This window comes from Pseudomonas sp. B14-6 (assembly GCF_013260315.1).
Classification (GTDB): domain Bacteria; phylum Pseudomonadota; class Gammaproteobacteria; order Pseudomonadales; family Pseudomonadaceae; genus Aquipseudomonas; species Aquipseudomonas mandelii.
The window spans coordinates 1659167-1678584 of sequence record NZ_CP053929.1; the positions used below are offsets into that span (position 1 = coordinate 1659167).

17 protein-coding genes and 2 pseudogenes are annotated in these 19418 nt (G+C 62.1%); 6 read left to right on the forward strand and 13 right to left on the reverse strand.

The genetic code is table 11. The annotated features are described in order from the left end of the window. Window positions 1–130: 130 nt before the first annotated feature. The 10 genes and pseudogenes from pqqE to pedF form a co-directional block, all read right to left on the reverse strand. On the reverse strand, window positions 131–1264 hold the full coding sequence (gene pqqE / locus HP062_RS07485; RefSeq protein WP_010455116.1) for a pyrroloquinoline quinone biosynthesis protein PqqE: 1134 nt from the start codon (window positions 1262–1264) through the stop codon (window positions 131–133). Then, window positions 1261–2013, reverse strand: a complete 753-nt coding sequence (pqqC, locus tag HP062_RS07490) for a pyrroloquinoline-quinone synthase PqqC (protein ID WP_172791170.1) — start codon at window positions 2011–2013, stop codon at window positions 1261–1263. The genes pqqE and pqqC overlap by 4 nt, the downstream gene beginning before the upstream one ends. A 139-nt stretch (window positions 2014–2152) precedes the next feature. Continuing rightward, complete coding sequence (gene pqqB / locus HP062_RS07495) at window positions 2153–3067, reverse strand: pyrroloquinoline quinone biosynthesis protein PqqB (protein ID WP_172791171.1); 915 nt, start codon at window positions 3065–3067, stop codon at window positions 2153–2155. A 53-nt stretch (window positions 3068–3120) separates the two neighbouring features. After that, the gene (pqqA, locus tag HP062_RS07500) at window positions 3121–3192 is read right to left on the reverse strand and encodes a pyrroloquinoline quinone precursor peptide PqqA (RefSeq protein ID WP_010455123.1); all 72 of its coding nucleotides are present in this window, start codon (window positions 3190–3192) and stop codon (window positions 3121–3123) included. Window positions 3193–3439: 247 nt separating this feature from the next. Next, window positions 3440–4960 (reverse strand): aldehyde dehydrogenase family protein, encoded by a 1521-nt coding sequence (locus HP062_RS07505; protein ID WP_077749287.1) that lies wholly within the window; start codon window positions 4958–4960, stop codon window positions 3440–3442. A gap of 262 nt (window positions 4961–5222) precedes the next feature. After that, window positions 5223–6998: a PQQ-dependent methanol/ethanol family dehydrogenase gene (locus tag HP062_RS07510; RefSeq protein WP_102594346.1), complete on the reverse strand. Its 1776-nt coding sequence runs from the start codon at window positions 6996–6998 to the stop codon at window positions 5223–5225. A 271-nt stretch (window positions 6999–7269) separates the two neighbouring features. Continuing rightward, window positions 7270–8207 (reverse strand): annotated as a pseudogene (locus HP062_RS07515) (quinoprotein relay system zinc metallohydrolase 1). Between the two features lie 16 nt (window positions 8208–8223). Further along, on the reverse strand, window positions 8224–8985 hold the full coding sequence (locus tag HP062_RS07520; protein WP_010455133.1) for a quinoprotein dehydrogenase-associated SoxYZ-like carrier: 762 nt from the start codon (window positions 8983–8985) through the stop codon (window positions 8224–8226). Further along, entirely contained in the window at window positions 8982–9860 is an 879-nt protein-coding gene (locus HP062_RS07525) for an ABC transporter substrate-binding protein (protein WP_172791172.1), read from the reverse strand. Before HP062_RS07525 ends, HP062_RS07520 begins: the two co-directional genes overlap by 4 nt. A gap of 3 nt (window positions 9861–9863) precedes the next feature. After that, window positions 9864–10325, reverse strand: a complete 462-nt coding sequence (gene pedF, locus HP062_RS07530; RefSeq protein WP_010455137.1) for a cytochrome c-550 PedF — start codon at window positions 10323–10325, stop codon at window positions 9864–9866. A gap of 254 nt (window positions 10326–10579) precedes the next feature. On the opposite strand from pedF, the gene exaA reads away from it, so the two are divergent. Together exaA and HP062_RS07540 are read left to right on the forward strand one after the other, a co-directional pair. Then, entirely contained in the window at window positions 10580–12472 is a 1893-nt protein-coding gene (exaA, locus tag HP062_RS07535; protein WP_083376516.1) for a quinoprotein ethanol dehydrogenase, read from the forward strand. Window positions 12473–12706: 234 nt separating this feature from the next. Beyond that, window positions 12707–13353, forward strand: a pseudogene (locus HP062_RS07540) (pentapeptide repeat-containing protein). A 139-nt stretch (window positions 13354–13492) separates the two neighbouring features. Here the strand turns inward: HP062_RS07540 and HP062_RS07545 are convergent. The 3 genes from HP062_RS07545 to HP062_RS31005 are packed head-to-tail and all read right to left on the reverse strand — an operon-like array spanning window position 13493 to window position 15515. Next, complete coding sequence (locus HP062_RS07545; RefSeq protein ID WP_010455143.1) at window positions 13493–14131, reverse strand: response regulator transcription factor; 639 nt, start codon at window positions 14129–14131, stop codon at window positions 13493–13495. Next, window positions 14128–15390: a histidine kinase gene (locus HP062_RS07550; RefSeq protein ID WP_145310577.1), complete on the reverse strand. Its 1263-nt coding sequence runs from the start codon at window positions 15388–15390 to the stop codon at window positions 14128–14130. The genes HP062_RS07545 and HP062_RS07550 overlap by 4 nt, the downstream gene beginning before the upstream one ends. 2 nt (window positions 15391–15392) lie before the next feature. Continuing rightward, a complete protein-coding gene (locus tag HP062_RS31005) occupies window positions 15393–15515 on the reverse strand; it encodes a hypothetical protein (RefSeq protein ID WP_255311831.1) in 123 nt (40 codons plus the stop codon). A gap of 159 nt (window positions 15516–15674) precedes the next feature. On the opposite strand from HP062_RS31005, the gene HP062_RS07555 reads away from it, so the two are divergent. The 4 genes from HP062_RS07555 to HP062_RS07570 are packed head-to-tail and all read left to right on the forward strand — an operon-like array spanning window position 15675 to window position 19375. Continuing rightward, a complete protein-coding gene (locus HP062_RS07555) occupies window positions 15675–16859 on the forward strand; it encodes an ABC transporter substrate-binding protein (protein WP_172791173.1) in 1185 nt (394 codons plus the stop codon). A 40-nt stretch (window positions 16860–16899) separates the two neighbouring features. Then, a complete protein-coding gene (locus HP062_RS07560; protein ID WP_172791174.1) occupies window positions 16900–17859 on the forward strand; it encodes a YVTN family beta-propeller repeat protein in 960 nt (319 codons plus the stop codon). Next, window positions 17856–18587: an ABC transporter ATP-binding protein gene (locus HP062_RS07565; protein WP_154913391.1), complete on the forward strand. Its 732-nt coding sequence runs from the start codon at window positions 17856–17858 to the stop codon at window positions 18585–18587. Before HP062_RS07560 ends, HP062_RS07565 begins: the two co-directional genes overlap by 4 nt. Next, window positions 18584–19375: an ABC transporter permease gene (locus HP062_RS07570; protein WP_083376511.1), complete on the forward strand. Its 792-nt coding sequence runs from the start codon at window positions 18584–18586 to the stop codon at window positions 19373–19375. Before HP062_RS07565 ends, HP062_RS07570 begins: the two co-directional genes overlap by 4 nt. Window positions 19376–19418 lie beyond the last annotated feature (43 nt).

Sequence of the window (19418 nt, forward strand, 5' to 3'; positions counted from 1 at the left end):
TATTCACCGCAAATCCCCTGTGAGAGCGAGCCTGCTCGCGAAAGCGGTGGGTCAGGCAATGTAGATGTTGAATGTGCAGGCCTCGTCGCGAGCAGGCTCACGCCTACAGGGAATTTGTGTCGTCCTTGGTTTATCCGCGATAGATCAGCCGCGATGCTTTCTCGTTACGCAACGTAAGGTGCTCCATGCCCTGCCCCGGCGCGTCCGCTTCGTCGCGGGCCTTGAGGATCACCCCGTGGTGCGCCGACTTGCTGCACACCGGGTCAGCGTTTTCGGCATCACCGGTCAGCATGAACGCCTGGCAGCGACACCCACCCAAATCCTTGTGCTTCTCATCGCAGGAGCGGCACGGCTCTTTCATCCAGTCATCGCCACGAAAGCGATTGAAGCCGAAGGATTCGGTCCAGATGTGCGAGACGCTATGCTCGCGCACGTTGGGAAACTCCACCGGTAACTGGCGGGCGCTGTGACAAGGCAGTGCCGTGCCGTCCGGGGTGATGTCGAGAAACAGGTTGGCCCAGCCGTTCATGCAGGTCTTGGGGCGCTCTTCGTAGTAGTCCGGGGTGACGAAGATCAGCTTGCAGGGATGCCCTTGGGCCTCGAGTCGCTCGCGGTATTCGTTGGTGATGCGCTCGGCACGCTGCAATTGCTCGCGGGTTGGCAACAGGCCGACGCGGTTGAGTTCGGCCCAGCCGTAGAACTGACAGGTGGCCAGCTCGACGAAGTCCGCTTCCAGTTCCAGGCACAGGTCGATGATCTGCGCGATCTGGTCGATGTTGTGCCGGTGGGTGACGAAATTCAGCACCATCGGGTAACCCTGGGCCTTGACTGCTCGGGCCATGGCGAGCTTCTGGGCGAAGGCCTTGCGCGAGCCGGCGAGCATGTTGTTGACCTGCTCGTCGGCGGCCTGAAAGCTGATCTGGATGTGGTCCAGCCCGGCGACCTTGAAGTCGCGGACTTTCTGCTCGGTCAGGCCGATGCCCGAGGTGATGAGGTTGGTGTAATAGCCCATGTCCCGCGCCGCTTTGATCAGCTCGGCCAGGTCCTGTCGCACCAACGGTTCACCGCCAGAAAAACCCAGTTGCGCCGCGCCCATCTCCCGGGCTTCGCGGAACACCCGAATCCATTCTTCGGTACTCAATTCCTCGCCTTGCTGGGCGAAATCCAGCGGGTTGGAGCAATACGGGCACTGCAACGGGCAGCGGTAGGTCAGCTCGGCCAATAACCACAAGGGCGGACCGGGTGGCTGTTCGATCAGGTTCACAGGGCGATCCCCCGGTGCCAGACATTCTGCTTGGAGACGGTGTGATACGGCGGCCGACCCAGCTCATAGGCCATGCTCATCGCGTCGAGCATGCTCCACAGCACGTCGAGCTTGAACTGCAGAATCTCCAACATGCGTTGCTGGCCTTTGACCGTGACGTAGTGCCCCAGGGTGATGCGCAAACCATGCTCGACATCGCGCCGTGCCTGGCTCAGGCGCGTGCGGAAATAGTCGTAACCGGCCGGGTCGATCCACGGGTAATGGGTGGGCCAGGCGTCGAGTCGGGACTGATGGATCTGCGGCGCGAACAGTTCGGTGAGCGAACTGCTGGCCGCTTCCTGCCAACAGGCGCGACGGGCGAAATTGACGTAGGCGTCCACCGCGAAGCGCACGCCAGGCAGCACCAATTCCTGAGAAAGGATTTGCTCACGGTCCAACCCCACCGCTTCACCCAGACGCAGCCAGGCTTCGATCCCGCCTTCGCTGCCGGGGACGCCATCGTGGTCGAGGATGCGTTGCAGCCATTCACGGCGCACGTCGCGGTCCGGGCAGTTGGCGAGGATCGCGGCATCCTTGAGCGGGATGTTCACCTGGTAGTAGAAGCGATTGGCGACCCAGCCCTGAATCTGCTCGCGGGTAGCACGGCCGGCGTACATGGCTTGGTGGAACGGGTGGTGGATGTGGTAATAGGCGCCTTTGGCGCGCAGGGCTTGCTCGAACTCGGCGGGGGACATGGGTTGGTCAGTCATTGCGGTTCTCCGGATTTCTCGGTGTTACGGCTGACACCTTCGCGGGCAAGCCTCGCTCCTACAAGGTTTCGCCGACTGCAGAAGTGGCGCACGACACAAAACTTGCAGGAGCGAGGCTCGCCCGCGAAGAGGCCATGAGCTACAGCTCAATACTCATGCCATCAAAAGCCACCTCAATCCCCCGCCGCGTCAGCAACGCGCGCTCAGCCGAGTCTTCATCGAGGATCGGATTGGTGTTGTTAATGTGGATCAGCACTTTGCGTTGACGGGTAAACCCTTCCAGCACTTCAAGCATCCCGCCAGCACCGCTTTGCGGTAGATGCCCCATTTCACTGCCCAGGCTCTGGCCGACTTCACACACGCGCATCTCGTCGTCGCGCCACAGGGTGCCGTCCAGCAGCAGACAATCGGCGCGCTGCATCCAGCTCAGCACTTCGTCGTCGATTTGCCCAAGGCCCGGGGCGTAGAACACGCTGGCGCCGCTGCGCCGGTCTTCGATAAACAAACCGATGGTGTCGCCCGGTTGCGGATGGCCGCGATTGGGCGAGTACGGCGGCGCGTTGCTCACCAGCGGAATCGCGCGAAATTGCAGGTGTTCGCAGGCTTTGATGCGGAATGGTTCACGGTCCAGCCCGACCGGTTGCCAGTGCAACCCGCCGTTCCAGTGCTCAAGCATGGTGAATAAGGGAAAACCACTGCTCAGGTCTTGATGCACGCGTTCCGTGCACCAGACCGAATGCGGGCAGCCTTCGCGCAGGCTCAACAGACCGGTGCAATGGTCGATCTGGCTGTCCAGCAGGACGACTGCGGCGATCGCCGTATCGCGCAAGCGACGGGCCGGTTGTAGTTCCGGGAAACCTTCAAGCTGCGCGCGAATGTCCGGTGACGCATTGCACAGCACCCACTCCACACCGTTGTCGCTCAGGGCAATCGACGACTGCGTGCGCCGTTGCGCCCGCAGGCTGCCATTGCGCATACCGGCGCATTGGCGGCAGTTGCAGTTCCATTGCGGAAAACCGCCACCAGCGGCGGAACCGAGAACGCGGATGTGCATGGGAGGCTCCAGAAGGCAGGCCCGGCCAACGCGACGGCTGGCCGGGTGGACAATCAACGGTTGGCGAAATACATCGTCACTTCAAAACCAATGCGCAGATCGGTAAACGCGGGTTTATTCCACATGGGTCAATCCTCTTCTTGTGCCGGGACATTCCGGTAAAGCCATTAATGCACGGGGCGCTAGACGACCGAATGCTACTTTCGAACGAGGTGGCGGCGTGCGTTGGTAGGGGGTCGTCAAGCACTCAAAAACCAATGTGGGAGCGAGCCTGCTCGCGAAGAGGCCAGCACATTCAACATGGATGTTGACTGTCAGGCCGCCTTCGCGAGCAGGCTCGCTCCCACAGGGGATTACGGTGTGCCTAGGGGATCAGAAGAAGCCCATCGGGTTGATGTCGTAGCTCACCAGCAGGTTTTTGGTCTGCTGATAATGGTCGAGCATCATCTTGTGGTTTTCACGGCCGACACCGGACTTCTTGTAGCCACCGAACGCCGCATGCGCCGGGTACAGGTGGTAGCAGTTGGTCCAGACCCGCCCGGCCTTGATCGCCCGGCCCATGCGATAGGCGCGGTTGATGTCGCGGGTCCACAGGCCGGCGCCGAGACCGAACTCGCTGTCGTTGGCAATCGCCAGAGCTTCGGCTTCGTCCTTGAAGGTGGTGATACCCACCACCGGGCCAAAGATTTCTTCCTGGAACACGCGCATTTTGTTGTGGCCCTTGAGCAGGGTCGGCTGGATGTAATAGCCGCTGGACAAGTCGCCCTCCAGACGCTCGGCCGCGCCGCCGGTGAGCAGTTCGGCACCCTCCTCCTGGGCAATTTTCAGGTACGAGAGGATCTTGTCGTACTGCTGCTCGGACGCCTGGGCGCCGACCATGGTTTCGGTGTCCAGCGGGTTGCCGCGCTTGATCTTGACGATCTTCGTCATCACCACTTTCATGAAGTCGTCGTAGATCGACTCCTGCACCAGGGCCCGGGACGGACAGGTGCAGACCTCACCCTGGTTGAAGAACGCCAGCACCAGGCCTTCAGCGGCCTTCTCGATGAACTGCGGCTCGGCTTGCATGATGTCTTCGAAGAAGATGTTCGGCGACTTGCCGCCCAGCTCGACGGTGCTTGGAATGATGTTCTCGGCCGCGCATTTCATGATGTGCGCGCCAATCGGCGTGGAACCGGTGAAGGCAATCTTGGCGATGCGCTTGCTGGTGGCCAGCGCCTCACCCGCTTCACGGCCGAAGCCCTGGACGATGTTCAAAACGCCGGGGGGCAGCAAGTCGGCGATCAGCTCGGCGAAGACCATGATCGACAGCGGCGTCTGTTCGGCGGGTTTGAGCACCACGCAGTTGCCGGCAGCCAGGGCCGGGGCGAGTTTCCAGGCGGCCATCAGCAGCGGGAAGTTCCACGGAATGATCTGCCCGACCACGCCCAGCGGCTCGTGGAAGTGATAGGCGGTGGTCAGCTCATTGATCTCGGCGGCGCCGCCCTCTTGGGCGCGGATGCAGCCGGCAAAATAACGGAAATGGTCGGCGGCCAGCGGTACGTCGGCGTTCAGGGTCTCGCGCACGGCCTTGCCGTTGTCCCAGGTTTCGGTGACAGCGAGGATTTCCAGGTTCTGTTCGATACGGTCGGCAATTTTCAGCAGCACCAACGAGCGATCCTGGGCCGAGGTCTTGCCCCAGGCATCCGCCGCCGCATGGGCAGCGTCGAGGGCTTTTTCGATGTCGGCGGCGTTGGAACGCGGGAATTCGGCGATGACTTCACCGGTGACCGGCGAGGTGTTGGTGAAGTACTCGCCATTGACCGGGGCAACGAACTCGCCGCCGATGAAATTGCCGTAGCGCGCTTTGAAGGAAACGACGGCGCCGGGTGTTCCGGGTTGTGCGTAGATCATGGTGGGCCTCTGTCTGGGTCGATGCCTGTCGGGCAAACAGGCGATGAACCGATAGTAGAGAGCCCCGCGTGCCAGACGAATGCGCCGTTGGCAGGGGGACTCTCGTTATTTGGTCGTAGAAAACGCTTCGGTTCTTGATCGTTCCTACGCTCCGCGTGGGAATGCCTCAACGGACGCTCCGCGTTCGGCTCTTGGGACGCAGAGCGTCCCGGACTGCATTCCCACGCAGAGCGTGAGAACGATCAATGCGGTGGATTCAGGGTTAGTGTTTGGCGACGAGGTCTTTGGGCAGCTTGAAGGTCCAGAGCATCCCGCCCTGGTTGAAGTCCTTGATGCGCTTGGCTACTTCGCCGCCCCACAACGGCACGGCGCCACCCCAGCCGGACAGCACCGAAACGTATTGTTCGCCGTCCATTTCCCAGGTCACAGGCGAGCCGAGGACGCCGGAGCCGGTCTGGAATTCCCAGACTTTCTCGCCGGTCTTGGCGTTGAACGCCTGGAGGAAACCTTCCGGCGTACCGGTGAACACCAGGTTGCCCTTGGTGGTCAGCACCCCGCCCCACAGCGGCGCGAAGTTCTTGTGGCGCCAGACTTCCTTGCCGGTCTTCGGATCGATGGCACGCAGCACACCGATGTAGTCTTCGTTCAACGGCTTGATGGTGAAGCCTGCACCGAGGAACGCCGCGCCTTTCTTGTAGGCGATGCCTTCGTTCCAGATGTCCATGCCCCACTCGTTGGACGGCACGTAGAACAGTCCGGTGTCCTTGTTGTAGGCCATCGGCATCCAGTTTTTCGCGCCGAGGAACGCCGGGGCGACGAACACCGAACTGCCTTTGGCTTCGGTGCCCGGTGCGCCAGGGCGGCTGGCTTCGTTGTAGATCGGCCGGCCCTCTTTATCCAGGCCAGTGGCCCACGTGATCTTGTCCACGAACGGGAAGCCGCGAATGAATTTGCCGTTGGTGCGGTCCAGCACGTAGAAGAAACCGTTACGGTCAGCGGTGGCGGCGGCTTTGATTTCTTTGCCGCCTTCGGTGTAGTTGAACGACACCAGCTCGTTCACGCCGTCATAGTCCCAACCGTCGTGCGGCGTGCTCTGGAAGTGCCATTTGATGGTGCCGTCGTCCGGGTTGAGCGCCAGGCGCGACGACGAGTAGAGGTTGTCGCCAGGACGCAGGTGCGAGTTCCATGGCGCCGGGTTGCCGGTGCCGAACAGCAGCAGATTGGTTTCCGGGTCGTAGTAACCGCCGAGCCAAGGCGCCGCGCCGCCGGTTTTCCAGAGATCGCCGGGCCAGGTCTTGCCGGCTTCACCGCCGGAGATACCGTTCTCTACCGCTTTGCCGTCCTTGTAGGTGTAACCCATGTGGCCTTCGACGGTAGGTCGGGTCCACAGCAGATCGCCGTTTTTCGGGTCGTAGGCTTCGATCTTGCCGACCACGCCGAATTCGCCACCGGCCACGCCCGTGATCAGTTTGCCGTTGATCACCAACGGCGCGGCGCTGATCGAATAACCTTCCTTGTGGTCGGCAACTTTCTTGCTCCAGACCACTTTGCCGGTGTCCTTGTTCAGGGCCACAAGCTTGGCGTCGAGGGTGCCGAAGAACACCAGGTCGCCGTACAGCGCGACGCCGCGGTTGATCACGTCACAGCAAGGACGGATGTCATCGGGCAGGCGCGCATCGTATTGCCAGAGTTTCTTGCCGGTGCGTGCATCCACGGCAAACACTCGCGAGTAGGACCCGGTCATGTACATCACGCCGTCCTTGATCATCGGCTGTGCTTGCTGACCGCGCTGTTTTTCCCCGCCAAAGGAGAACGCCCAGACCGGGCGCAAGTCCTTCACGTTACTGACGTTGAGGGTGTCCAGCGGGCTGTAGCGCTGACCCTGGACGCCCAGACCGTTGGTGACGATCTGCTCCGGGTTCTTGGGGTCCTGGAGAATGTCCTGGTCGGTGACGCCGGCCAATGCCTGGCCGGACAACAGCATGGCACTGAGCAACAGGCTCAAGACGAAGGGTTGGCGACGTGCGGGTTGGGTCATGACGGCTGCCTCTGCGGTTTTTGTTATACCCGGGAAATTTTCCCGGTCTGGTGCAGATTCTTGGGCGCCGCCGCCCTCGCAACAATTGCCCGCAGTGTGGAGATTGCTAGTTCCTTAGTAGCGGGTCGGAGCAGATGAACACCGGTAATGTAAGTCGCACCGGCCCCTGTGGGAGCGAGCCTGCTCGCGAAGGCGCCGTGTCAGGCAACATTATTGTCAATCGGCACACTGCTTTCGCGAGCAGGCTCGCTCCCACAAAAAAGTGTGTGGGTCATTTGTTTGCGGTGGAATCGACTCGGGTCATCTGCGCGCGCTCATAGCGCGGATACAGATGGCTGACGCTGCGAATCAGCTCATAGCGACTCAGGCTGATGCCAGCAAACCGCTCGGGAATGGGGCTGCGGATCATCTCGCTCATGTCACTGCCATTGGCGGCGCCGTCGCGCATGAGCTGATCGAGCCAGGTGAGGTAGTCGCGCATTTGCTCGAACGGTTTTGTGTCCGTGGCCACCGGTCCATGGCCGGGCACGATCAGCGTCCACGGCAGGCCTTGTAGCGTGGCGATGTCCGCCAGCCACACCGACAGCCCCGGACTGTTGGGCGTGGTCAGCGCCCTTTGATAAAACACCAGGTCCCCGGCAAACAGCACGCCGGTTCTCTGGTCGAGAATAGCCAGATCCGCACCGGTGTGCCCACCCAGGCTCAGTAGGCGCAGATCGTGATTCCCAAAATTCAATACGCCAGGCTCCAGCGTCCGGGTCGGCAGCAGCACTTCGGTGCCGCGCATCCAGTCCCCACCAGTCGATACATATTTTCGGCCATGGCGTCACCCTGCCGATGCAACAGCTCGGTGGTGCCGGCCAACGCACCGATTGGCACGTCGCTGAAGGCCTGGTTGCCCAGCACATGGTCCGGGTGGTGATGGGTCAGCAACACCTCAATCACCGGTTTATCAGTGGTCGCGGCGATGGCTTTGCGCATCGCTTCGCCGTAGCGCCTGGACGGCCCGGTGTCGATCACCACCACCCCGCGGTCAGTGACGATGAACGCGGTATTGACGATGTTGCCGCCGTTAGCCTTGGCGAAATTGTCGGTGCTGCCTTCGAGCAGCCAGGTGTCTTCGGCGATTTGCCGGGGCTTGAGCACATAGTCGAGGTCCGCCAGGGCCGGCAGGCTCAGGCTCATGAACAACAGCAGCATCCAGCGCATCACGCGCTCCTTGGGGTCAGGGTATGGCCGCATCGAATTGATTGCCGCTGTTGTCGCGCAGCACCAGGCGCGTCTGCCCTGCCCCTTCGATGTCGAAGGCCAGGTTGGGGTTCTCGCTGACGGCGGGAAACAGCTCCAGTCGGGCCAGCAGCTGATCGTTTCCGTCGCGCAATTCAGCATGGTTGATAAAGAATTCAGGGATGCCGCTGACCATGCCGTTGTCCATCGGATGCGCCACTTGCAAGCGCACCCGGCTGAACTCACCGCGTGGATAACGACCGCCCAGTACTTCGCCGATGTGCTCTTCCCAGCCAGGCTCGGTGCGCACGACGCTGGGCGCAGTGCAACCACCGCCCGCCGCATCGATCAGTGTCGAGCCGACATGCCAGAGGCCGTCACGGGTCAGCACCGCCGCGCGCAACGGCGTGGCTTGTTCGATACGGATGCGGATCGACAGCCACGGCAATACGCGATCCAGCGGTTGGAAATCGACTATTTTCGGCAACGGATTGAGTTCCGCCCAAGCGAGGATTTTCACCACCTCGCCTTTGAACGCCCGGGCGTCGATTTCCAATGGCACTTGCCGGGCATCTTCGGCGAACGGCGGCGCCAGCAGCTTGACCCGGTCATCGAATACGAACGGTGCATTGCCGAGCATCTGCTTGTGGTAGAAGGCCCACATCACCGAGGGCACCGGGTCTTTGCCCGGCTCGATACCGGCAGCGTGCGCCGCCAGGGGCAACCAGCAGAGCAACAGGCAACTCGCTCGCCAGTTCACGGTTGGTACATCTCGGGCACGTCATAGCGCAGGCCGTAATGACCGTAAATGGTGTTGACCGCCCCTTCACGGATCAAGCCCTCCAGCGCCTCTTCCACGGCATAGGCCAGTTGCCGGTTGCTTTCATGCACCGCCATGCCGATCTCCCAGAGTTGCTTGCCCATGTTCGGGTAAGCGTTTTGCGCCAGCGCCACTTGTGGATCGTTGGCTTGGTGAACTTGCCAGTCGATCTCGCCACGCATGGCCATCACCGCATCGATTTCACCGGCCTTCATCGCGGCGAAGGCTTGCGGTACACCGGGATAGTGGTGGGTTTTGCCCGCGAGCATGCCGTTAAACACCGAGGTCAGGTAGAACGACGGCACGCTGTCGACTTCGACGCCAATCGGATGGTGTTCGAACACGGCGACGCTGCCTACCTTGTCGAGACGGCGGCGATCATAGGCGACCTGCCATTGTTCGTTCTGGTACGGCCCGAACATCACCACATGGCCGTTTTCCAGCTCACCCAGTTCGTTGCGTTTTTGCGCGTAATCGCGGTCATACGGCACGCGCATCATCAGGTCGGCCAGTTGCAGATCATGCAACTGGCTGGCCCGCCAGATGTAGTCGCGCAGGTCGTCATCGAGCTTCTCGCCGGCGGGCGCCCAGATCAGCGTCAGGCGCACGCCCAGCGCTTTGGCCAAGGCTCCGGCGAGCTCGACATCAACCCCGCGAGGCTGGCCGGCGTCTTCAAAACTGTAGGGGGCGAAGTCCTTGTAGACCGCCACTTTCAACTCCCCGGCAGCGATCATTTCGTCATAGGTACGGACCTGCGCCTGCACGACCTGGCAGCACAGCAACACAGCGCTGATCAACACAGCGAGCAGGCGCATGGGTTACTCCTCGACGCGAACAGTGTCCAGGTAGGTGCGCACCGCCCACAGAGCTTCCTGGCTCAGGTAATCGGCCATTTTCGGCATGTAGACCCGGCCATCCCGCACAGCGCCGTGACGCACGCGTTCGACGAACCATTCATCACCCGCTTCACCGACGTCGAGCATGCGCAAATCGGGGGCGATGCCGCCAGACTTGGCTTCCAGGCCATGACAGGCGGCGCAATTCTGGTTATAGGCCGATGAGCCGATTTCCACGGCTTTCTCATGTTCCGGGGAGGCGCGATACGGATTCACCGCCGCCCAACCGTCGGCATCCACCTGCACGCCGGCGTCTTTGATCGGGGTCAGGCCTGGGGTGGCGATCGCCTGCGGTACCACGTTGCCGTGGGCCCAGACGGAGCCTGCACTGATAAAGCCGGCCAGCAGTCCGGCAACGAGCAAGGCGTTGCGTTTTGTTGTCATTGTTATGCCCTCAAGATTGCACGCAAAACCTCTTTGAAGAGGCTATGGCACCCATATTGGTACCGGCCTCGCGCAATCCCCATGCTGCTTTGGTGGTCGCCTTCTAGTCCCTTGGTAGTAGGGCTTGTGACGCACACCCAAATCAGGTGCCGTTCGGGAAGTCTTCCCGGCCACAGCGGGACTTTTTCCGTATCCGGCAACCGGCCGGGCGCACCACCCTGTGCAGGCCAAAACCTCCACTGGGAACCGCAACCATGACAATAAGATCGCTACCCGCCCTTTCCCCTCTGTCTATCGCCGTGCAGGCTTTTCTGCTGGTGGGCAGCCTGTCCCTGAGTGCTGCAAGTCACGCCGCAACCGCTCCGGCCACGCCCACCCGCAACGTGACGTGGGAAGACATTGCCAACGATCACCTGACCACCAAGGACGTGCTGCAATACGGCATGGGCACCAACGCTCAACGCTGGAGCCCGTTGGCTCAGGTCAACGACAAGAACGTGTTCAAGCTGACGCCGGCCTGGTCCTATTCGTTCGGCGATGAGAAGCAGCGCGGCCAGGAATCCCAGGCCATCGTCAGTGACGGTGTGGTCTACGTCACCGGCTCCTACTCGCGGGTATTCGCCCTGGATGCCAAGACCGGCAAGCGCCTGTGGACCTACAACCATCGCCTGCCGGACAACATTCGTCCGTGCTGCGATGTGGTCAATCGCGGGGCGGCGATCTTTGGCGACAAGATCTACTTCGGCACCCTCGATGCGCGCCTGGTCGCCCTGGACAAGAACACCGGCAAGGTGGTGTGGAACAAGAAGTTCGGCGATCACGCCGCTGGCTACACCATGACCGGCGCCCCGGTGCTGATCAAAGACAAGACTACCGGCAAGGTGCTGCTGATTCACGGCAGCTCCGGCGATGAGTTCGGCGTGGTCGGCCAGTTGTTTGCGCGCGACCCCGATACGGGTGAAGAGGTCTGGATGCGGCCCTTCGTCGAAGGCCACATGGGCCGGCTGAACGGCAAGGACAGCACCACCACCGGCGACGTCAAGGCACCGTCCTGGCCGGATGACCCGACCACCGAAACCGGCAAGGTCGAAGCCTGGAGCCACGGCGGCGGTGCCCCTTGGCAGAGCGCCAGTTTCGATCCGGACACCAACACCATCATCGTCGGCGCCGGCAACCCCGGCCCGTGGAATACCTGGGCGCGCACCGCCAAGGATGGCAACCCCCACGACTATGACAGCCTCTACACTTCTGGCCAGGTCGGCGTCGACCCGAGCACCGGCGAGGTGAAATGGTTCTACCAGCACACGCCAAACGATGCCTGGGATTTCTCCGGCAACAACGAACTGGTGCTGTTCGATTACAAGGACAAGGACGGCAAAACGATCAAGGCCACCGGCCACGCGGACCGCAACGGTTTCTTCTACGTGGTCGATCGCAACAACGGCAAATTGCAGAACGCATTTCCCTTCGTCGACAACATCACCTGGGCCAGCCACATCGACCTCAAGACCGGCAAACCGGTGGAAAATCCAGGCCAGCGTCCGGCCAAACCGTTGCCGGGCGAGACCAAGGGCAAGTCAGTGGAAGTGTCGCCGCCGTTCCTCGGCGGCAAGAACTGGAACCCGATGGCGTACAGCCAGGACACTGGGCTGTTCTACATTCCGGGCAACCAGTGGAAAGAGGAATACTGGACCGAAGAGGTCAACTACAAGAAGGGCTCGGCCTATCTGGGCATGGGTTTCCGCATCAAGCGCATGTACGACGATCACGTCGGCTCGCTGCGCGCCATGAACCCCACCACCGGCAAAGTGATTTGGGAACACAAGGAAGCGCTGCCGCTGTGGGCCGGCGTATTGGCCACCAAAGGCAACCTGGTGTTTACCGGCACCGGCGACGGTTTCCTCAAGGCCTTCGACGCGAAAACCGGCGCTGAGCTGTGGAAGTTCCAGACCGGCAGCGGCATCGTCTCGCCGCCGATTACCTGGGAACAGGACGGCGAGCAATACGTCGGCGTGACCGTCGGTTACGGCGGTGCGGTGCCGTTGTGGGGCGGTGACATGGCCGAGCTGACCAAGCCGGTGGCTCAGGGCGGATCGTTCTGGGTGTTCAAGATTCCGAGTTGGGACAACAAGACTGCGCAGAAGTAATCCGCTGCCCCCTGTGCTCACAGGGGGTTTTCTGGTGCTAAACAAGCTTTTCTGTGGCGAGGGAGCTTGCTCCCGCTGGGCTGCGAAGCGGCCCCCTCATTTTTCAGCAACACCGAGTTGCCTGGATTTACGATTGCTGCGCAGCCGGGCGGGAGCAAGCTCCCTCGCCACAGGAACCCACATAACCGTTGTTTTTTGTGTATCCAGCTGCCCTCCACCTTTCGAGGACCTGTCATGAAGTACCTGCCCCTACTGCTATTGCTTGCCGCCCTTCCGGTTTTCGCCGACAACGGCGACGACTCCCCACTCATCATCAACGGCTGCACCATCGCCGATCACAGCCAATGCCCCGGCGCCAATCTCAAAGGCGCAAACCTGAGCAATCAGGACCTGCGCAACATGAACCTCAGCGGCGCCGACCTGCGCGATGCCGACCTGCGGCACGCCCGACTCGACCTCGCCAACCTGGAAAAAGCGCAACTGCAAGGCGCCAACCTGACCCGCGCCAGCCTGCAACAAAGCAACCTGCGGCTGGCGGATTTCACCGGTTCAACGTTGATGGCGATCCAGGGCTGGGGATGTTTGCCCAAGGCGCGCAATTCCAGGACGCCAACCTCAGCGGCGCCTACCTGCAATTCGCCCGCCTCTCCGGCGCGAGAATGCACAACACCAATCTGCGGGCCGCGGACCTGGAAATGACTTGGTTGAGCAAGGCTGACCTCAAAGGTGCCAACCTCAGTGACGCCAACCTGCAAGAAGCCAAATTAAGTGAAAGCAATCTGGAACAGGCCAACCTCAGCGGGTCGCGGCAGCATTATGCGAATTTTCAGGATGCGAACATGGAGGGCTGCAGCGGTTGCCCGACGACCTGGAACAAATGAACTGTATGCACACAAAACCATTGTGGGAGTGAGCCTGCTCGCGATAGCGGTGTAACAGTCAACTGAGAGGTTGAATGTGCCGACGTATTCGCGAGCAGGCTCGCTCCCACAGTGGATATGGGTTGCCGGCACTGTCGAGTCAGCCCGCCTTGCGCACCACCCCCATATCAATCCCCAAATGCACCAGTTCGGCATGGGACGTGACCTGCAATTTGCTCTTGAGCAAGGTCAGGTGGTTGGAGACGGTTTTGCTGCTGATGCTCAACTGTTCGGCAATCAAGCGGGCCGGGGTGCCTTTGGCGAGCATCACGAAAATCTCCAGCTCGCGCTGGGTCATGCTCTGCAATCGCGGGTCGCTGGCGTCCTGTTGCGGGTGGCACGCCAGTTGGGTGGCCAGGGGCTGTTCGATGTAGGCATGGCCGGCGAGGATCCGCTGCACCGCCTCGATCAGCACTTGCGGCGCCGAGCTCTTGGTCAAGTAACCCGAGGCACCCGCCTCCAGCGCCTGGCGCACCAAGGGCAGTTCATCGTGCATGCTGAAAAACAGCACCCGCAGTTGCGGCAGCCGTTGACGCAAACGTCGGGTGGTTTCCAGCCCGCTGATCCCCGGCAAACCGAAATCCATGATAACCAGGTTCGGCACGGCTTCCTGAACCCGGATCAGCGCGTCTTCGCCGGTGGCAGCTTCACGCACTTCCATTGCCGGCAACAACGCCCGCAACAAACTCGCGTAGCCCTGTCGGACCACCGCATGGTCATCGACCAGCAGAATATTCATGACACCTCCAAAGGCATGCTCAAGGCCAGCGCCCATCCGGCGCCGGGGTGGCTGATGACCCGCAATTCGCCGCCGACGCTGCGGGCGCGTTCGTACATCGAATACAAACCGACGCCGGGTCGCTGCGGTTGTGTGGCGCCGCGCCCGTTATCGCGAATCAACAGGTGCAGATGCGCGCCTCGATGTTGCAGGCGAACCCGCACCCGGGTGGCCTGCGCATGCCGGGCGACGTTGGTCAGCGCTTCCTGCAACAGGCGATAGAGCTGGGTTTTGTCCGGCGCGGACAAGGGCGGCAACTGCGCGCCGATCCGCAGCTGGCAGTCAATGCCGTGCCGCCCCTGCCATTGCTCCACCAGCAGGCCAAAGGCTTCTGCCAACGGCAGGTGTTGCAGTACCACCGGATAGAGGTCATGCACCAGTGCCCGAAATCCCTGTTGCAGGTGTTCGCAGTTGTGTTCCAGCTCACGCACCGTGCGTTCCATCACCACGGGTTGATCCGTCACCAGCCGCAACAGACAGGCCTGGGCGCGAATCCCTGCCAGGTACTGGCCGAGATCATCGTGCAGGGTCTGCGCCAGATGAGTGCGCTCCTGTTCCTGCACCGCCAATAACGTCTGTGTCAGATGGGCATTATCGGCGCGCGACTGCTCCAGCGCAGTGGTCATGCGATTGAAATGCGCTGCCAGCTGCCGTGCCTCCGGCATACCTTCCGCGCGCAATCGCACCTTGAGCTGGCCGCCCGAGACCTGCTGCAACGCGCGCAACAATTCATCGAGCAAGCCCATGCCACGGCGCACGGCCCAGCGGATGGTGAGCAGGCTCAAGATCAAGGCGAGGCCGCACAGGCCCAGCAATTGCTGCAGCGAATCCCAGACTTCGTCGATCTCATCCCTAGGATCGACCGCGATCTGCACGCGCCGGCCATCGTGCAAATCCAGGACTCGCGCACTGTGCCGGGCTTCGGCGAACAACAGCCGCCCGAGCCACGCATCGAGTCCGGCCTGAACCGGCAGCCGTGCCGCTTCGCCGGGCTCCAGCCAGCGCACCCGCACATGCCGCAGGCTGCCCGTCAGTCGGGGCTGGAGGCTGGCGGGATCACGCTCGGCGGTTTCGCTCAGGTACTCGACCACCGCCTCGGCGGATTGCAGCTCGCGCTCCACGTCCGCCAACGCCTGATGCACCAGCAACCCCATGCACGCCAGGGTGACCAGGACGAAAAACCCGCAGACCCAAAGGTTGATCCGCCACAGGGCCGACACGGTTAGCGCCCCGGTGTCGCGGGCAAGACCAGCAATGACACCGGGCGGGGGCTGTGGAGCTTGTCGACGCCGATCAGGGTCAGGATCAACAACAACGGCAGGAGCAGCGCTTTGAGAATACGCATGGTCAATCTCCTCCAGTGTGATGGCCGTGATGACCCATGCTAAAACCGCGCCGCTCCGGGCGAGCTACTACCTTGGTACTGCCTGACTGGTACTTTCTGCATATTTCAATCTGCCTCGCAGGCTTCCTATGCTGGCGCTACCTGTAATGGAGTGCCTTTATGCGCCAGCTTGCCCCTTACGCCCTGATCTACCTGCTGGCGATTGCCTGCGCCGCCGGGCTGGCGACGCAGAGCCAGGCGGCGGATGCGCCGCTGCAGGTGCGGATCGGCTACCTGGGCTACCGGCCTGACCCCGGTCCGCTGCTGTCCAACGTGATTCCCGAACCGGTCGATGCCGGGCTTCGCGGCGCCGAACTGGCGATCACCGACAGCAACAGCACCGGGCGTTTTCTCAACCAGAGTTACAGCCTCGTCACGGCCAATGCCGACAGCCCGGATGCCCTGATTGAAGCAGCCAAGGCCCAACATGCACAGGGTCTGCGCCTGTTTGTGGTGAATGCGCCGGTGGAGAGTCTGCGCCGGCTCAGCGCCGTGCTGCCCGACAGCTTGCTGTTCAACGCCGGCAGCCCGGATGACAGCCTGCGCACCACCGACTGCCTGCCAAACGTGCTGCACAGCCTGCCGAGCCGGGCGATGCTCGCCGATGCCCTGGCGCAGTTTCTGGTGCTACGCAAATGGCAACGGGCGCTGCTGATCGTCGGCCCGACCCCGGACGATCAGGCCTACGCAGCCGCCCTGCGCCGCGCCGCCAAACGATTCGGCCTGACACTGGTGGCGGAAAAAGCCTGGAGCTTCGACAACGATAAGCGTCGCAGCGCCCAGGCCGACATGCCGCTGTTCACCCAGACCGCCGAATACGATGTGGTGCTGGTGGCGGACGAACGTGGCGATTTCGGTGAATACGTGCCCTACCAGACCTGGTACCCACGGCCGGTCGCCGGCACGCAGGGCCTGACCCCCGTGGGCTGGCACAAAACCGTGGAAACCTACGGCGCCGCCCAACTGCAGAAACGCTTCGAAGCCCTGGCCGGGCGCTGGATGAATGACCGCGACTTCGCCGCCTGGATCGCCGTGCGCAGCATCGCCAGTGCGGTGAGCAAACTGCGACAGGTCGATCCCGTGGCGATCCGCACCCTGGAAATCAGCGATCAATTGCCGCTGGACGGTTTCAAGGGGCGCAAGCTCAGTTATCGCCCGTGGAACGGTCAGTTGCGCCAACCGATTCCCATCGTCCAGCCCCGAGCGCTGGTCAGCACGTCGCCGCAAGACGGCTTCCTGCACCCTTTCAACGAAATGGACAGCCTTGGCTACGACAAGCCCGAGGTCAGCTGCCGCTTTCCCTGAGCCAGCTTCCCACAAGAACTACAACAAAAAGGAATCCGCCATGCGTCGCACTCTGCTCTCTTGCGCCCTGCTGCTCGCCGCCGGGCACGCCGCTGCCAGCACCGCCTGGGTCTCCAACGAAAAGGACAACACCCTGAGCCTGATCGACCTGCAGACGTTGCAAGTCACCGACACCCTGCCCGTCGGCCAACGGCCGCGCGGTTTGCTGCTGTCCCACGACAACAAGCTGCTGTACATCTGCGCCAGCGACTCGGACCGGGTCCAGGTGATGGACGTCGCCACCCGCAAGATCATCAAGGAGTTGCCGTCGGGCAAAGACCCCGAGCAGTTCGCCCTGCATCCCAACAATCGCTGGCTCTACGTTTCGAACGAAGACGATGCGCTGGTGACGGTGATCGATACCGAAACCTCAAAGGTGCTAAGCCAGATCAGCGTTGGCGTCGAACCCGAAGGCATGGCCGTCGGCCCCGACGGCAAGTGGGCGGTGAACACCAGCGAAACCACCAACATGCTGCACTGGATCGACACCAGCACCCAGACCCTGGCCGACAGCACCCTGGTCGATCAGCGGCCGCGTTTCGTCGAGTTTTCACCTGAAGGCTCGCAACTCTGGGCCTCGGCGGAAATCGGCGGCACGGTGACCATTCTCGACGTCGCCACCCGCAAGGTCCTCAAGACCCTGACTTTCCAGATCAAGGGCGTGCATCCGGACAAGGTCCAGCCGGTGGGCATCAAGCTCAGCGCCGACGGCAAGTACGGTTTCGTCGCCCTCGGCCCGGCCAATCATGTGGCGGTGATTGACGCCAAGACCTTCGAGATTCTTGATTATCTGTTGGTCGGTCGTCGGGTCTGGCAGATGTCGTTCACCCCCGATCAAAAACAGTTGCTGGCCACCAACGGCGTCAGCGGCGATGTGTCGGTGATTGATGTCGACAGCCTCAAAGTGACCAAATCGGTGAAAGTCGGGCGCTATCCGTGGGGCGTGGTGGTGACGCCATGAACGCACTGGAAGTCAGCGAACTGAGCTTCGCCTATGGCGCGCGGGAGGCGTTGCGGCAGGTGAATTTCAGCCTGGCGCCCGGGCGTTTCGCGGCGTTGCTGGGGCCGAACGGCGCGGGCAAATCGACGCTGATTGCCCTGCTCACCCGGCTCTATGATTTGCAGCGCGGGGACATCAGGGTCGGCGGCTGCTCCTTGCGCAACGCGGCGCGTCCGGCGCTCAAGCAATTGGGCGTGGTGTTCCAGCAAAGCACGCTGGACCTGGACCTCAGTGTCGAGCAGAACCTGCGTTATCACGCCGCGCTGCATGGCATGTCCCGGCGCCAGACCGGCCTGCGGGTCGACGCCGAACTGGCGCGGCAGGCGCTGACCGAACGCCGTCGCGAGCGGGTGCGTGAACTCAATGGCGGTCACCGGCGCCGGGTGGAAATCGCCCGCGCCTTGCTGCATGAGCCACGGCTGTTGCTGCTCGACGAGGCCAGTGTCGGCCTCGATCCGGCCAGCCGGCTGGCGCTCAATCAACACATTCGCGACCTGTGTCGCGAGCAGCACATCAGCGTGCTCTGGACCACCCACTTGCTGGATGAAGTGCAGCCGAGCGATGACTTGCTGATTCTTCATCAGGGCCGTCTGGTGGCCAGCGGGCGGGCTGATGCCTTGAGCCAGGCGCATGGCGGCGACCTCGGTTCGGCCTTCACTCGCCTCACGACATCAGGAGCCGCCCGATGAATGCGTATTGGCAATGCTTCAGCGGCATCGTGCTGCGGGAATGGCTGCGCTTTGTGTTGCAGCGCACGCGGTTTCTCAGCGCGCTGGTGCGGCCATTGCTGTGGCTGCTGGTGTTCGCCGCCGGTTTTCGCGCGGCCCTCGGGATCGCGATCATTGAGCCCTACGACACCTACATTCCGTATGAGGTCTACATCATCCCGGGGCTGGCCTGCATGATCCTGCTGTTCAACGGCATGCAAGGTTCGCTGTCGATGGTTTACGACCGGGAGATGGGCAGCATGCGCGTGCTGCTGACCAGCCCCTTGCCCCGGACCTTCCTGCTGTGCAGCAAACTGTTGGCCACTTCGCTGATTTCGCTGCTGCAGGTGTATGCCTTTCTGGCGATTGCCTGGGTATACGGCGTACAGCCACCGGCCATGGGGCTGTTGATCGCCTTGCCGGCGTTGTTGCTGGTGGCGTTGATGCTCAGTGCGCTGGGCCTGCTGCTGTCCAATGCGATCCGGCAACTGGAGAACTTCGCCGGGGTGATGAATTTCGTGATCTTCCCGCTGTTTTTCCTGTCGTCGGCGTTGTATCCGCTGTGGAAGATGCGCGAATCCAGCGAGTGGCTGTACTGGCTGTGCGCGCTGAACCCGTTTACCCACGCTGTGGAACTGGTGCGGTTTGCCCTGTATGAGCGTTTCAATCCGCTGGCGCTGGCGGTGTGCATGGGGCTGACGCTGCTGTTCGCCCTGCTCGCTGTCCTCACTTTCAACCCGCAACACGCCGCGCTGCGCAAAACCAGCTGACACCATCAATCCCCCTGTGGGAGCAGACTCGCTCCCACAGGGG